The organism is Longispora sp. NPDC051575, assembly GCF_040681875.1.
In the GTDB taxonomy this organism is placed as follows: Bacteria; Actinomycetota; Actinomycetes; order Mycobacteriales; family Micromonosporaceae; genus Longispora.
In genome coordinates this window covers 163,068-176,405 of record NZ_JBFAZP010000007.1, presented here as the reverse complement: position 1 = coordinate 176,405, position 13,338 = coordinate 163,068, and the positions used below count along the sequence as shown (strand labels likewise).

The 13,338-nt window shown below is 68.5% G+C and carries 13 protein-coding genes; 10 read left to right on the top strand and 3 right to left on the bottom strand.

The features are described 5' to 3' along the window. Positions 1-21 precede the first annotated feature (21 nt). The 8 genes from AB0M43_RS21640 (at position 22) to AB0M43_RS21605 (ending at position 8,744) form a co-directional block, all read left to right on the top strand. Positions 22-792, top strand: coding sequence for a fumarylacetoacetate hydrolase family protein (locus AB0M43_RS21640; protein ID WP_363727327.1), 771 nt, complete (start codon positions 22-24; stop codon positions 790-792). A 26-nt stretch (positions 793-818) separates the two neighbouring features. After that, positions 819-1,583, top strand: coding sequence for an SDR family oxidoreductase (locus AB0M43_RS21635; RefSeq protein WP_363727325.1), 765 nt, complete (start codon positions 819-821; stop codon positions 1,581-1,583). Continuing rightward, complete coding sequence (locus AB0M43_RS21630) at positions 1,555-3,387, top strand: non-ribosomal peptide synthetase (RefSeq protein WP_363727323.1); 1,833 nt, start codon at positions 1,555-1,557, stop codon at positions 3,385-3,387. Before AB0M43_RS21635 ends, AB0M43_RS21630 begins: the two co-directional genes overlap by 29 nt. Before the next feature lie 92 nt (positions 3,388-3,479). Then, the gene (locus tag AB0M43_RS21625) at positions 3,480-4,901 is read left to right on the top strand and encodes a hypothetical protein (RefSeq protein ID WP_363727321.1); all 1,422 of its coding nucleotides are present in this window, start codon (positions 3,480-3,482) and stop codon (positions 4,899-4,901) included. Positions 4,902-5,076: 175 nt separating this feature from the next. Beyond that, a complete protein-coding gene (locus AB0M43_RS21620) occupies positions 5,077-5,916 on the top strand; it encodes a phytanoyl-CoA dioxygenase family protein (RefSeq protein WP_363727320.1) in 840 nt (279 codons plus the stop codon). A gap of 79 nt (positions 5,917-5,995) precedes the next feature. Further along, positions 5,996-6,919, top strand: coding sequence for an ROK family protein (locus AB0M43_RS21615; RefSeq protein ID WP_363727318.1), 924 nt, complete (start codon positions 5,996-5,998; stop codon positions 6,917-6,919). A gap of 17 nt (positions 6,920-6,936) precedes the next feature. Then, positions 6,937-7,779, top strand: a complete 843-nt coding sequence (locus AB0M43_RS21610; protein ID WP_363727317.1) for an HAD hydrolase family protein — start codon at positions 6,937-6,939, stop codon at positions 7,777-7,779. Between the two features lie 125 nt (positions 7,780-7,904). Further along, entirely contained in the window at positions 7,905-8,744 is an 840-nt protein-coding gene (locus AB0M43_RS21605) for a phytanoyl-CoA dioxygenase family protein (protein WP_363727315.1), read from the top strand. A gap of 118 nt (positions 8,745-8,862) precedes the next feature. Here the strand turns inward: AB0M43_RS21605 and AB0M43_RS21600 are convergent, their stop codons facing one another. Then, entirely contained in the window at positions 8,863-9,915 is a 1,053-nt protein-coding gene (locus tag AB0M43_RS21600) for an LLM class F420-dependent oxidoreductase (protein WP_363727313.1), read from the bottom strand. 121 nt (positions 9,916-10,036) lie between these two features. Here AB0M43_RS21600 and AB0M43_RS21595 point away from each other — a divergent pair, with 121 nt between their 5' ends. Next, positions 10,037-10,993: an aldo/keto reductase gene (locus AB0M43_RS21595; RefSeq protein WP_363727311.1), complete on the top strand. Its 957-nt coding sequence runs from the start codon at positions 10,037-10,039 to the stop codon at positions 10,991-10,993. Positions 10,994-11,034: 41 nt separating this feature from the next. Then, positions 11,035-11,229, top strand: coding sequence for a DUF5703 family protein (locus AB0M43_RS21590; protein ID WP_363727309.1), 195 nt, complete (start codon positions 11,035-11,037; stop codon positions 11,227-11,229). A gap of 12 nt (positions 11,230-11,241) precedes the next feature. Here AB0M43_RS21590 and AB0M43_RS21585 read toward each other — a convergent pair whose 3' ends face one another. Beyond that, complete coding sequence (locus AB0M43_RS21585; RefSeq protein WP_363727307.1) at positions 11,242-11,871, bottom strand: hypothetical protein; 630 nt, start codon at positions 11,869-11,871, stop codon at positions 11,242-11,244. A 153-nt stretch (positions 11,872-12,024) separates the two neighbouring features. Next, a complete protein-coding gene (locus tag AB0M43_RS21580; RefSeq protein ID WP_363727305.1) occupies positions 12,025-13,338 on the bottom strand; it encodes a M20/M25/M40 family metallo-hydrolase in 1,314 nt (437 codons plus the stop codon).

Genomic DNA, 13,338 nt, shown 5'->3' with positions numbered 1-13,338 from the left:
CACCATGGCTCCTGGGTGTCGTTGGCCGGCGTTCCGGGGTACGAGAAGGTCACCCGAATCGACGACCTGGTCGGGAAGCGCGAGTTGCGCCGGCTCACCGCGGCCGTCGTCCGGCACGCGAACGAGCTTTCCGTCGTCCGCGTCGACCTGGACCGCAGTGCCACGGTCGTCGATCATGACGCGACGATCTGGGGTGCGGGGCTCAACTACCGTGGTCACGCCGATGACCTGAGCACCGCGCAACCGACCTCGAACCCCGGCTCCTATCTGCGGCCGGCCAGCTGCCTGATCGACAACGGCCGTCACATCGAACTACCGGCACAGTCCCGACGGGTGACCGCGGAGGCCGAGCTGGGTCTGGTAATCGGCTCGGTGTGCAAGAACGTGTCGCGCGCCGATTGGCGGTCTGTCGTCGCGGGCGTCACCGTCGTGCTCGACATGACCGCCGAGGACGCCATTCGGGAGAACCCGCGCCACATACCGTGGGCTAAGGGGTTCGACACGTTCTGCAGCGTCGGACCGGTTCTGGTCACCCTGGACGAACTCGACGACGACACCCTCAGATCCGTCCGGATCAGCACGGTGCGAAACGGTGAGACGGCCGCTTCGGCGACGCCGGCGGACATGACCTACGACCTAGGTCAGCTCGTGGAGTACTTCACCGCCGGCAGGACGATCGCGGCGGGCACGGTCATCTGTACCGGAACGCCGGGAGCGGTGGCAATCCAGCCGGGCGACACGGTCCAGGCCATCGTGGAGCACGTCGGCACGCTGTCCCATCCAGTGCGCTGACCGCACACCGACGAACGGGGGTGATCATGTACGACCTGGAGGGAAAGCGCTCACTGGTGCTGTGCGGGACCAGGGGAATCGGCCTGGGCGTGGCACACTGCCTCGCACGTCAAGGCAGCTCGGTCACGGTTTCGGGCTCGGACCACGACCGGGCGCTCACCGCCGTCCAGCTCCTGCCCGGAACCGGGCACTCCGCATTCTCCTGCGATTTCGCCGACCCCACAAACGTCGGCGACCGGGTCGCCGAGACCGGACCCTACGACATCATTGTGCTCAATTCACCGGGTGCTCCTCCCGACACGGTGGAACAGGTGTCGATGGCGGGGCTCCGGCACGCAATGGACCTGATGCTGCTGTCTCTGCGGAATGCCGTCGACGCAGGGCTGCCCGCAATGCGGCGCAATCGTTGGGGCCGATTGATCGCGATCACCTCCAGCTCGCTGTCGATGCCCATCACCGACCTGGCCACCTCCTCCGTCGCGCGGGCCGCGGTGCGGCCGTACCTGAAGCTCCTGGCTGACAGCGTGGCTGGTTTCGGAATCACGGTCAACTATGTGATTCCCGGTAAAATCAATACTGATCGACTTCGTTCGGCAGACGCGGCCTCCGCCCGGCGACTCGGGACCGACGTCGGTTCCGTGGCGACCACGGCGATGGAAGCGATCCCCCTAGGCCGGTACGGCACGCCGGAGGACGTTGGTGAGTTGGTGGCCTTTCTCGCGAGCGACCGGGCCGCCTACATCACCGGAACGGGAATCCGCTGTGACGGTGGACTCGACCGATCGATCTGAGCACTCGCGAGTGATCCGTTGCACAGCCCACCTGCCCGTTTCGCACCAGGGAGTCGAGACTTTGGAACCGCGCCACATATCCGTCCTCGACGGAGTTCACCGGGCTATCCGCGAGTACCCGGAACGGATCGCGCTACGGACCGGGGACCAGACCGTCAGCTACCGGCGGTTCGGAGAACTCGTCCACGATCTCGCGACCCGGATCGCTGGCCGCACCGTGCCCGGCGAGTTCGTGGGTGTCGACGGGCGACGCGGCGCGGGTTCGATCATCGCCATCGTCGCGGCACTATCCGCCCGCCGCCCCTTCGTCGTCCTCGACAGCCGCGACAGCGACGTCTCGAACTCCGACAAGGTCCGCCTGCTCGGTGTCCGACTCGTGACCAGCGCGGGCTCAGGCGGCGTCACCGTCGACCTCACGGACGTACGGGCTCAATGGCGCCCACCGGCTCCGGACTCCTTACCCCCGGAGGTCCTCGCGTTCGCCGAAGGCGAGATCTGCTACGCGATCCAGACCTCCGGGTCCACAGGACGGCCCAAGTGCGTCCTGGTGCGCTCCGCTCCGCTCGCGGCGGTCGTCAACGACCACGTCCAACGGCTGGCGGTCGGCCCGGGCAGCACAACGCTCCAGTTCGCGCGGTTGACCTTCGATGGATGCATCACCGAGATCTTCTGGACGTTGACCGCCGGCGCGAGCCTCGTCGTCCTCGAAGAGACACACCTGGCACCCGGTGCGATTCTCGCGGCGACTCTGGAGTCGTTCCGGGTTACGCACCTCAAGACCACGCCGTTCGCACTGTCTGTCACCGATCCCACCAGCGGAATGCGCCTCGAACACGTCGTCAACGGGGGCGGAGCCTGCCGGCAGTCGGTAGTCCAGAAGTGGTCGGCGGTCGCGAGCTTTCACAACGCCTACGGACTCACCGAGACCACGGTCTGCAACCTACTCACGGGGACACTCGACCCTGCGGACTGCCAGGAGTCGGTACCCCTCGGTGAACCTGTGGGCGACTGCGGGTACTACCTCAGGAGCCTGGACGAGCATGGTGTCGCCTCCGGACAGGCTTCCGGACTCACCACCGTGAGCCGTGGTGAACTCGTCATCACCGGCGACAGCGTCGCGGCTGGATACCTCACCGAGCACGGGATGCGACCCTTCGGTTGGGAGGGCGAGACCGGCGTCTATCGAACCGGCGATCTCGTCGAGCTGCGCGACGGGCACCTCCATTTCGTGGAGCGGCTCGATCGGCAGCTGAAGGTTCGCGGCTACCGACTCGATCCCGGGGAGGTCGAGGCCGCCGTGTGTCGACTGCCCGCCGTCCGCGACGCGGTGGTCCTGGCCGAGTCGCTCGACAGCGCTAGGCCTACCGACCTCGACACGCTCGTTTGCTTCTACCAGGGCGAGGTCGAGCCGCGAGCCGTGCGCCGCCATCTCGAGAGCGTCCTGGACCCCTACAAGATCCCCTCCGTGTTCAGGAAGGTCGATGCTTTCCTCTACACCCCGAATGGCAAGGTCGACCGTCAAGCCCTCCAGGACACCGAGAGTGCGAGCCATCGGCCTGCCGAAGCCCGGCCCCGAACCGCCCGGACCGGCCCGCAACTGCTGCGTGTCGTGCGCACCCTCACCGAGGTCGACGACGTCGATCTCGACGACAACTTCTTCGACATCGGTGGCAATTCGGCGTCCGCCCTTCTGCTGGTGGAGCAGCTTCGCGAACTGGGCTGGATCGGGGTCGGGCTCCGAGACGTGCTCCGGGCGAAAACCCTGCGCGTCCTGGTCGGACAGTCTCCGGAAGGAAGAGGGTGACTCGTGTACGGCGCGCGCACCGTCACACGGAAGAGGAATTCTCACCGCACGAACCTCGCGAAGGAACGCGTCGTCCGCGCACCGGTTCCGACGTGTCCCGAGAGGAGTTGGAGACGTTGACCGAGACGATTTCCCCTGTCGAAGCGCCCATGACACGGGGGCAGAAGTTCCAGTGGCACGTGGAGAGGGGCGTCGCCGACCGGATGCGACGCCTGCCGGATTCCTGCGACACTCTCTCGGTACTGGTGTTGGTGGAGTCCCTCCAACAGAGGTACGAGATTCTTCGCACCTCGATCGAAATCGTCGACGGCGAGTTCCGTCAACGGGTACACGGCTCGGGCGCGCCGGTCGTGGTGGTCGACGTCGCGAGCGGGGTGGAGGTCGCCGAGGCTGCCTCGGCGCTGACTGCGGAGTTCACGGTCTCCGCGGTCCGCCGGGTGGGGCAGATCCTGGCCCGGTTCCACCTGCTGCGGAAGGACGGCGGCCTCTGGCTCCTCGTCCTGGCCGACAGCACCGCCATCGACCGTGTCTTCAACGACGTGCTTGACCGCGCTATCACGGCGATCCTCGGCGCACCGCTTGAGTCCGCACCACCCACGGGACTCCAGCCGACCCAGGTAGCGCTACAGGAGGATGCCCCTGCTGGCCGGGAGGAACGGCGACAGGCGCGCGCCCACCTGCGCCAGTACTTCTCGTCCGTAACTCCCGTACGCCGGCGCCACGGGAGCGTCACGGACGCGGGCGGTCGGTACTACCGTTGCACGTTGACGCTGACTCGGGCCGATGAGGTCTTCGCACACCTTGTCGAGGCCACCGGACGGCTTCCGGCGGCGGTCGTCCTCGGCGTCTTCGGTGCGCTGATGTGCTGGCGGGACTCGGTGCCGTCCTGCGCCGTGAATGTCTCCATGGAGAACCGCCACACCCGTGACCTCAGGGCGGCGCTCTGCGGCACCGCGCAACGGGCACCGGTCAGCCTCCCGATATCCGAAGGGTCGCTCGACGAGGCGGTCGCCGCCGCCCAGGCCGCCTATCTGGCCGGCTACCCGTTCGCCGGGCGCTACGACGCGCTGGACCTCATCGAGGAGCGCACGTCGGCGGAGGCCCGCCGAAATCTGAACCTGAGCCCGGAGCTGGCGTACAACTTCAATCCGCCACCGCAGGGGTGGACCGCGCTCCTGGACTCCACCGGCACCTCGAAGACCCTCAGCAGCGCCTCGGCGGCGACTGTCGAGTCCCGAGGCACCCACGAGGACTCGTACGAGTACACCGCGAGCCTCTCAGTGCGGTGGAGCGACGTGCACACCGCTCAGCTGTCGGTCCACGGGGACGCGTCTGCGGTGGATCCGGGTCAGTGCGCTGCTCTCCTTCGGGGAATCGAAGCTGGGCTGAGACATCTGGCTCGGGGCGACGGCGACATCGGAACTGCGGAGATCGCGGAGTCCGTGGGGCTGGACAGAGTCGTCGGGATGCCGGGGAGGACCGACACGAGGGTGCCGCGAACCACGGAGGGGTGATTCAGCGGCGCCCACGATCGGGCTCGCGGCCCGTCAGTCGCATGCGCACCATCGCGGGTCCCGCACCCGAGGGGCCGATCGACACCCTCACGAACGAGGGCCGACCGCCCGACACCCGAATCCCGCCTGCCGCGAGCGGACGGAGCCAACGACAAGGAACACCGGGAGTGGAGACATGACACGGACGAGGTCCGCGACACCTCTAGCGCAGGACGACATCGACTTCTTCTGGCAGCACGGCTACCTGCTGGTCCGGGGTGTGCTCTCCCCTGACGAGGCGGAGCACTACAGACGTGTGGTTCTGAACCTGCTACCGCGGGATTTGCACATCCCGGATCACTGGCAGGTCGTCGACGGCAGAATCAAGCCTTACCACACCCCGGGGAACGAGACATTCGACGGGCCAGAGTTCATCCCCTTGTGGCAGAACCCCACGCTCTATGCCGTCATGGCCCAGCTGATCGGGCATCCGAACCTCCACATGAACGATGGCTCCGTCGCCATCACCCTCAGGAACAACCGGGTCACGAAGAGCCCGTTGAGCCAGGGCCTCCATCTCGATCCAGCCGTACCTGAGAACGCGGAAAACTTCCTCTTGACCGATGAGGAACTCGAGATCGGCGGGTGCTACTACTTCACAGACGTGGAGCCGGGCGGGGGAGGTATTCACGTCGTCCCCGGTGGCCACCGGATCGTCGAGGAGGAGGCTAGATCCGTGCCGAACGGTCGCCAGTTGCACGACTGTTGGCGGAAGCTTCCCGCCATGGAGACCGTCGAGGTACCCGCGAAGGCGGGCGACTTCGTTCTGATGCACCATCTCATGCCTCATGCCGCGTCCCACAATCGCCACGCGAGGACCCGGGTGGCCCAGTTCTTCAGATACGGGCGCGACGATCACCCGTACCCGGGCGGGGACCGTCCCGGGGATCCGCCACCGGGTAAGTCATTCAATGATCTCCAGTTGCGGGCGATGACCCCACTGGGTCGCAGACTCCTGGGCGTGTCACCGTGGTGAGCGCGTGCGTGGATCCCCGCGTCCCGGCATTCGGGTCGGAGTCGGTATACGACGGATCGACCGGAAGCCGCCGAGGGCCATGTCACTGACGGTCGGGGTGGACATCGGCGGCACGAAGGTTCTCGGTGGCGTCGTAGACGGCAGCGGCACGGTGCTGGCGAGCTGCCGGAGAGACTCCCCCGCCGGCAACGCCGCAGCGCTTCTTGACACGATCATCGAGGTCGTGAGCGAACTGGCGGCTGCGTACGACGTCCAGGCCGTGGGCGTCGGTGCCGCCGGTCTGGTCGACGCGGCACGCTCGACCGTGTTGTTCGCGGCGAACGTGGCGTGGCGCGACGAGCCTCTGCGCCGAACACTCGAGGAGGCTTTGGCGCTCCCGGTCGTCATCGAGAATGACGCCAATGCCGCGGCCTGGGCGGAGTTTCGTCACGGCGCCGCGCGGGACGCCGAGGACTCGGCGGTCATGCTCACGGTCGGCACCGGGATCGGCGGCGGGATCATCCTTCGGGGGCAACTATTTCGAGGAGCCGGTGGACTGGCAGGCGAGCCGGGCCACATGGTCGCGGTTCGCGGCGGACTCCTCTGTGGATGTGGTCGGCGTGGTTGCCTGGACCGGTACGCGAGCGGCGGTGCTCTTGTCCGCTTTGCCAGGGAGGGCGCTGCCGTCCGTCAGAGCGCTTTGTCCGGTGCGCAGGTACTGAGCGGCCGGATAGTGGCAGAGGCCGCTCGTGCGGGTGACGCCGTCGCGGTCGCCGCGTTCGCCGACGTCGCCCACTGGCTCGCCCAGGGCGTGGCGGACATCGTCCAACTCCTCGATCCTCAGGTCGTGGTCATTGGCGGTGGTGTGGCCGAGAGTGGCGAACTGCTCATGGCACCCCTGCGCACCGCTTACGGCGAGGCACTCCGCAGTCGCGCCATGTTCGCTGCCACCGAACTCCGGCTGGCCGCACTGGGCTGCGAGGCGGGACTCGTCGGCGCGGCTGATCTCGCCCACCTTAATTGAGGGGAAGTCCGACAGTCATGGAACTCGTAGAAGGCGAACGGGAACGACGCCTGATGATCGCGCTCGACATCGACGGCACGATCGTTCAGAGCGACCTGGTGACGATCTCACCACGGATGCGGACCTCGATCCGACAGGTGAGTTCGGCCGGCCACCACGTGGTGTTGTCGACAGGAAGGTCACCTGCGGCGACCGTGCCCGTGGCCACGACACTGAGCCTGGCGAGTGGCTTCATCGTGTGCTCGAACGGGGCGGCCACGCTGCGAATGGCACCGGCCGGACCGGATGGGTACACCGTGTTGGCGGAGGAGACCTTCGACCCGGAACAACTGCTGAGCCTACTCGGGCGGGAGATTCCCGACTGTGCGCTGGCGGTCGAGATGCCCGGCGTTCAGGCCTTCCGGACCACTGCGGATTTCCCCAGCGGGGTACTGCCCGGTGAAGTTCATGTGGTTCCGAGGGAGCGGCTCAGGGCGCGCGGAGTCCGCCGACTGATCGTCCACTCCATGGAGAGTCCCGTACGGATCGCCGACGCCCTGGGCCTCGACTGCGTCAGCGAGTCGACCGGGGTCAGGGGCTCGTGGGAGATCGGCCCCCGCAGGGTCTCCAAGGCATCCGCACTTGAGGAACTGCGGATCAGGCTCGGTGTCGCCCTGACTGACACAGTGGCGATCGGTGACCAGATCAACGACATCGAGATGTTGCGCTGGGCAGCTCGCGGCGTCGCCATGGGGCACGCGCCGGAAAGCGTCAAGAAGGCCGCGGTCGAGGTGACCAGATCCTGTGCCGACGATGGTGCCGCCATTGTTCTGGAGTCGATGCTCGCGACCACGATGGCACCGGATCCTCAGGTCCGCTGACGTTCCGCGCACTGGATCCCCGATCAGGGTCGCAAGCCCGCCGATCGGACCCGACCAGCCGCTCGGACGCATGGAATCCGCGCTTGCGGAACGAACAACACGAGAAGTGAACGAGGGAGTGGAGCATGACACCGAAGTTCTCACCCGGACCGTTGACCCGGGAGGAGTTCGATCTGTTCTGGGAGCAGGGCTACGTCGTGGTACGTGGCGTCCTGACACGGGAGGAGGTTCAACACTATGGACGACTGATCCTGGACCTACTCCCACGCGACCTGCACATACCCGAGTACTGGAAGGTGTATTCCGGAAGGATCAAGCCGTTCTACACGCCGGGAAACCAGAGCTTCGACAGCCCGGAGTTCATCCCGCTGTGGCAGAACCCGATCCTGTACGCCGCGATGGCCCAGATCATTGGATACCCCAGACTGCTCATAAAGGATGGCTCGGTCGGGATCACGATGCGGAACGATTCCGCCCACGACGATCCGTTGAGCCACCCTCTCCACCTGGACGCCGCGGCTCCCGACGAGGCCGACAACTTTCTCTTCTCCGAGGAGGAGGTGGAGCTCGGCGGATGCTACTACCTCACCGACGTCGAACCGCGGGGCGGTGGAGTCCACGTCGTTCCCGGTGGCCACCGAATCGTCGAGGCCGAGGCGCGGGCCGTGGCTAACGGGAGACAGCTCCACGACCGGTGGTGCAACATCAAACACCTGAAGACGGTGGAGGTGACCGGCCAGGCTGGGGACTTCGTGGTGATGCACCATCTCATGCCGCACGCCGCGTCACACAACCACAACGCCACGACTCGGCTGGCTCACTTCTTCCGCTACTGGAGGGACGACCAGCCGTACCGGCTGGGCGATCGGCCGGGGGATCCTCATCCGGGCAAGACCTACAACGATCTCCAGCAGAAGGCGATGAGCCCACTCGGCCGGAAGCTGCTGCGGGTCGACCCCTGGTGAGGTGATGGCGAGAACCTCCCACCGTGCGTCAACCGCGCCGGTCGACGCGGCGGCACGGTGGGAGGTGCCACTCCCGCCGCGCCTGACGCACGATCGCGGCCCCGGAGCGGTGAGGGGCCTAGCTGGAGGCCCCGGAGAGCTCCAGCGCCCTCGCAGCGGCTCTGAGGGTAGCTACGCCGTCGGAGATGTCGGAGTCGAAGACGCTGAGCGAGAGGGTCGTGACCCCCGCGTCGGCGTACGCCTTCATCCGCTCGGCGACGCGCTCCACCGGGCCGAGGAGCGAGGTGCGGTCGACGAACTCGTACGGCACGGCCGCCATCGCCTCGCGGTAGCGCTTGTTCAGGAAGTGGTCCTGGATCGCGTCGGCCGCCTCGCCGTAGCCCATCCGGGTGGCGAGCCGGTTGTAGAAGTTCTGCTCCTTGCTGCCCATCCCTCCGATGTAGAGGGACGCGTAGCCGCGCACCAGCTCGGCGCACGTCTCCGGGTCCTCGCCGATCACCAGGGGCACGGACGGCGCGACGTCGAAGCCGTCGAGGGTCTTGCCCACCTTCGCCCGGCCCTTGGCGATCAGGTCGAGGTGCTCGCGGGCGCTCTCCGGCTCCAGGAAGATGGCCAGCCAGCCGTCGGCGAGCTCGCCGGTCAGCTCCAGGTTCTTCGGGCCGATCGAGGCGAGGTAGATCGGGATGTCGGTGCGGTACGGGTGCAGGGACAGCTTCAGCGCCTTGCCGGGGCCGCCGGGCAGCGGGAGCTGGTACGTGGGGCCGGAGTGCTCGACCGTCTTGCGGGACAGCACCTTGCGCACCACGTCGACGTACTCGCGGGTCCGGGCGAGGGGCTTGTCGAACGCGACCCCGTACCAGCCCTCGGAGACCTGGGGGCCCGAGACGCCCAGCCCGAGGCGGAACCGGCCCTCCGACAGGGTGTCCAGGGTGGCCGCCGTCATCGCGGTCATGGCCGGCTGGCGGGCCGGGATCTGCATGATGGCGCTGCCGAGCTCGATCGTGCTGGTCTGCGCGGCCAGCCACGCCAGGGTCGTCGGATTGTCCGACCCGTACGCCTCGGCGGCCCACGCGACGGAGAAGCCGAGCCGCTCGGCCTCCTGGACCAGCGCCAGGTTGCGCTTCGCCTGGTCGGCGTTCGCCCAGTAGCCGAGGTTGAGTCCGAGCCGCATCGAAGCCTCCGCATATTACTCATGAGTAGGTACGAATATCGTAGCGTGTGTTGGGTAGCCGACGGCGGATGGACCGGACTGGGATTCCACTCGGCGTGGCGAGCCGGTACCGTCGCGAGACATGCAGCAACGACCCCTCGGCCGAAGCGGGCTCCACGTGTCCCGCCTCGGTCTCGGCACCATGACCTGGGGCCGGGACACCGACGCCGACGAGGCCGCCGACCAGCTCCGCACGTACCTGGACGCCGGGGGCAACCTGCTCGACACCGCCGACGTGTTCGGCGACGGGGACAGCGAGGCCGTGATCGGGGCGCTGCTCGACGGGGTCGTCGAACGCGACGAGCTGATCATCTCCACCAAGGCCGGCCTGCGCCCCGGTACGCCGCGCCGGCACGACAACTCCCGGCTGCACCTGCTGCGCGCCCTGGACGCCTCCCTGCGCCGGCTCGGCACCGACTACGTGGACGTCTGGCACGTGCACGGCCACGACCACGCCACCCCCGTCGCGGAGACCCTCGCGGCCCTCGACACCGCCGTGTCCTCCGGCCGGGTCCGCTACGCCGGGGTGTCCAACTTCAACGGCTGGCAGACCGCCCAGGCCGCCGCGCTGAGCCCGACCCCGGTCATCTCCGCCCAGGTGGAGTACTCGCTGCTGGAGCGCGGGGTCGAACGCGAGGTGCTCGGCGCGTGCTCCGCCCTCGGGCTCGGCCTGCTCGCCTGGTCCCCGCTCGGCCGGGGCGTCCTGACCGGCAAGTACCGGCACGGGGTGCCCTCGGACTCGCGCGGCGCGTCGGAGCACCTGGAACGCTTCGTCGCCCCGTACCTGGACAAGCGGGGCGCCGGGATCGTCGAGGCCGTGGCCACCGCCGCCGACGGGCTGGGCTGCTCGCCGCTGGTCGTGGCGCTCGCCTGGATCCGGGACCGGCCCGGCGTGACCGCCCCGCTGATCGGGGCCCGGAGCACCGCCCAGCTGCTCGGCGCCCTCGCCGTGGAGAAGGTCACCCTGCCCGCGCAGATCCGCCGGGCGCTCGACGACGTGTCGGCCGTGCGGTTCGGGTACCCGGAAAGGCAGTCCTGACTACCCTGGAAATGTCACCGACCGTTAGGCAGAATGTAACGATGTCCGACTACGAATATGTGCCGCTCCGGATCCCGCCGGGCACGGACCGGAAGGCGGCACAGGCCCAGTTGACCATCCAGGCCGAGTACGGCGGCTGGGAACTCGCCCGGGTCCTGCTGTTCGGCGACGGTACCCGGCAGATCGTGCTGCGGCGCCGGATCACCGGCGCCGCGCTGCCCGCACTGTCCAGCTGATTCCTTCGGCGACTACGCGTCCTCAGCGTCGTCGTCCTCGAAGGGGTGCTCGTCGAACCGGCCGACGAGCTTCTCCCCCACGCCCACGGCGAACACGGCGTTCACGTCGTCCTCCGCCGCCGCGTCCGGGTCGAGGGAACTCTCCACCTCGCTGACCGTCACCACCCCGTCGAGCGGCTCCAGCTCCGGGATGTCCAGCGGCGCCAGCGAACCGTCACCGGCCTGCAGCAGCTCCAGCACCGCCTCGCCCACGTTCGCGACCTCGGTGTCGTCGTCGGCCTCCGCGCGCAGCCGCTGGGCCACCCGCAGCAGGGCCGCCGCGTTCGGCACCAGGTAGTCCCGGCGCTGGCGGACCGCGATCAGCAGCGGCTCCGCGTCGCGCTCCGTGGCCACCGACGCGAACTCCACGTCCGCGGCGTCCGGGTCGATCGGCTGCACGTCCCACGGCGTGACCTCGCCGAAGCTGGACAGCATCTCGTCGTCGTAGGCGACCGCGGCGTTGTTCAGCGCCACGTACGCCGCCCACACCGCGTCGTCGTCGGGCCGGCCGTCGGCGGCCTTGACCGCGTCCAGGTGCACGCGGGCCGCCGCGATCACGGACTCCAGGGCGGCTTCGAGCTCGGTGTGCCGGTCGTCGGTCATCGGAGTTCCTTCAGGTCAGCGGTTCGGATAGCCGGTCCCGGGCGGCAACCCCGAAGAAACGGGCTTCGACGGGTACCCGGAAAAGTGTGCTCTTAGATTGTGAGGCCCGCGCCCGGGGGGCTGTGTCCCGGGTGCGGGCCGACGGCGGGCGCGTCAGCTGGCGCGCAGGAACCTGTCCAGGACGTCCACGCCGAACTTCAGGCCGTCCACCGGGACCCGCTCGTCGATGCCGTGGAACAGCGCCGTGAAGTCCAGGTCCGGGGGCAGCCGCAGCGGCGCGAAGCCGAAGCACCGGATCCCCAGCCGCGCGAACGCCTTGGCGTCGGTGCCGCCCGACAGCATGTACGGCACCGGCCGGGCCCCCGGGTCCACCGCGCGCAGCGCCGCCCCCATGGCCTCCACCAGATCCCCGTCGAAGGAGGTCTCCAGCCCCGGCTGCCGGTGGATGTACTCGATCTCGATGTCCGGCCCCACGATCGTGCGCAGCTGGGCCTCCAGCTCCTCCGAGCGGCCCGGCAGGCTGCGGCAGTCGATCGTCGCGGTCGCCCGGCCCGGGATCACGTTGTCCTTGTAGCCGGCCTCCAGCCGGGTCGGGTTCGCCGTGTTGCGCAGCGTCGCGCCGATCAGCCGGGCGACGGGCCCGAGCTTGGCGACCGCGGCCTCCGGGTCCTTCGGGTCGAAGTCGAACCCGAGCACCTCGCTGGACCGCTCCAGGAAGTCCCGCACGGTCGGGGTCAGCGTGACCGGGAACTCGTGCCGCCCGATCCGCGACACGGCCTCCGTGAGGGCCGTCACGGCGTTGTCGTGGTGGATCATCGACCCGTGCCCGGGCCGCCCCGACGCGGTGATCCGCAGCCAGTCGAGCCCCTTCTCCGCCGTCTCGATCAGGTACAGCCTCAGGTCGTTGCCCGCGTCCACCGAGAACCCGCCGACCTCGCCGACCGCCTCCGTGCACCCCTCGAACAGGTCCGCGTGGTTGTCCACGAGGTACTGCGACCCGTACATCGAGCCGGCCTCCTCGTCGGCGAGGAACGCGAGCACCAGGTCCCGGGGCGGCACGACGCCCTCGCGCTTCCACTGCCGCACCACGGCCAGCAGCATCGCGTTGAAGTCCTTCATGTCCACGGCGCCGCGACCCCAGACGTACCCGTCCTTGATCTCGCCGCTGAACGGGTGCACCGACCACTCGCTGGCGTCGGCGGGCACCACGTCGAGGTGCGCGTGCACCAGCAGCGCCGGCCGCGTCCGGTCGGAGCCCTCGTAGCGGGCCACGACACTCGCCCGGCCCGGCGCGCTCTCGATGATCCGCGGTTCGAGGCCCACCTCGGAGAGCAGCCCGGCGACGTACTCCGCCGCCGCCCGCTCTCCCGCGCTCGTGTCGTTGTCACCCGTGTTGGTGGTGTCGATCCGGATCAGGTCACGGCAGATGTCGACGACCTCGTCGACCGCGAGGGGATGGGAGCTCAT

Coding starts and splice junctions, on each gene's coding strand:
- AB0M43_RS21635 (WP_363727325.1), top strand. CDS start 819: ATGTACGACCTGGAGGGAAAGCGCTCACTGGTGCTGTGCGGGACCAGG.
- AB0M43_RS21620 (WP_363727320.1), top strand. CDS start 5,077: ATGACACGGACGAGGTCCGCGACACCTCTAGCGCAGGACGACATCGAC.
- AB0M43_RS21615 (WP_363727318.1), top strand. CDS start 5,996: ATGTCACTGACGGTCGGGGTGGACATCGGCGGCACGAAGGTTCTCGGT.
- AB0M43_RS21610 (WP_363727317.1), top strand. CDS start 6,937: ATGGAACTCGTAGAAGGCGAACGGGAACGACGCCTGATGATCGCGCTC.
- AB0M43_RS21605 (WP_363727315.1), top strand. CDS start 7,905: ATGACACCGAAGTTCTCACCCGGACCGTTGACCCGGGAGGAGTTCGAT.
- AB0M43_RS21600 (WP_363727313.1), bottom strand. CDS start 9,915: ATGCGGCTCGGACTCAACCTCGGCTACTGGGCGAACGCCGACCAGGCG.
- AB0M43_RS21595 (WP_363727311.1), top strand. CDS start 10,037: ATGCAGCAACGACCCCTCGGCCGAAGCGGGCTCCACGTGTCCCGCCTC.
- AB0M43_RS21590 (WP_363727309.1), top strand. CDS start 11,035: ATGTCCGACTACGAATATGTGCCGCTCCGGATCCCGCCGGGCACGGAC.
- AB0M43_RS21585 (WP_363727307.1), bottom strand. CDS start 11,871: ATGACCGACGACCGGCACACCGAGCTCGAAGCCGCCCTGGAGTCCGTG.
- AB0M43_RS21580 (WP_363727305.1), bottom strand. CDS start 13,338: ATGAGCTCCCATCCCCTCGCGGTCGACGAGGTCGTCGACATCTGCCGT.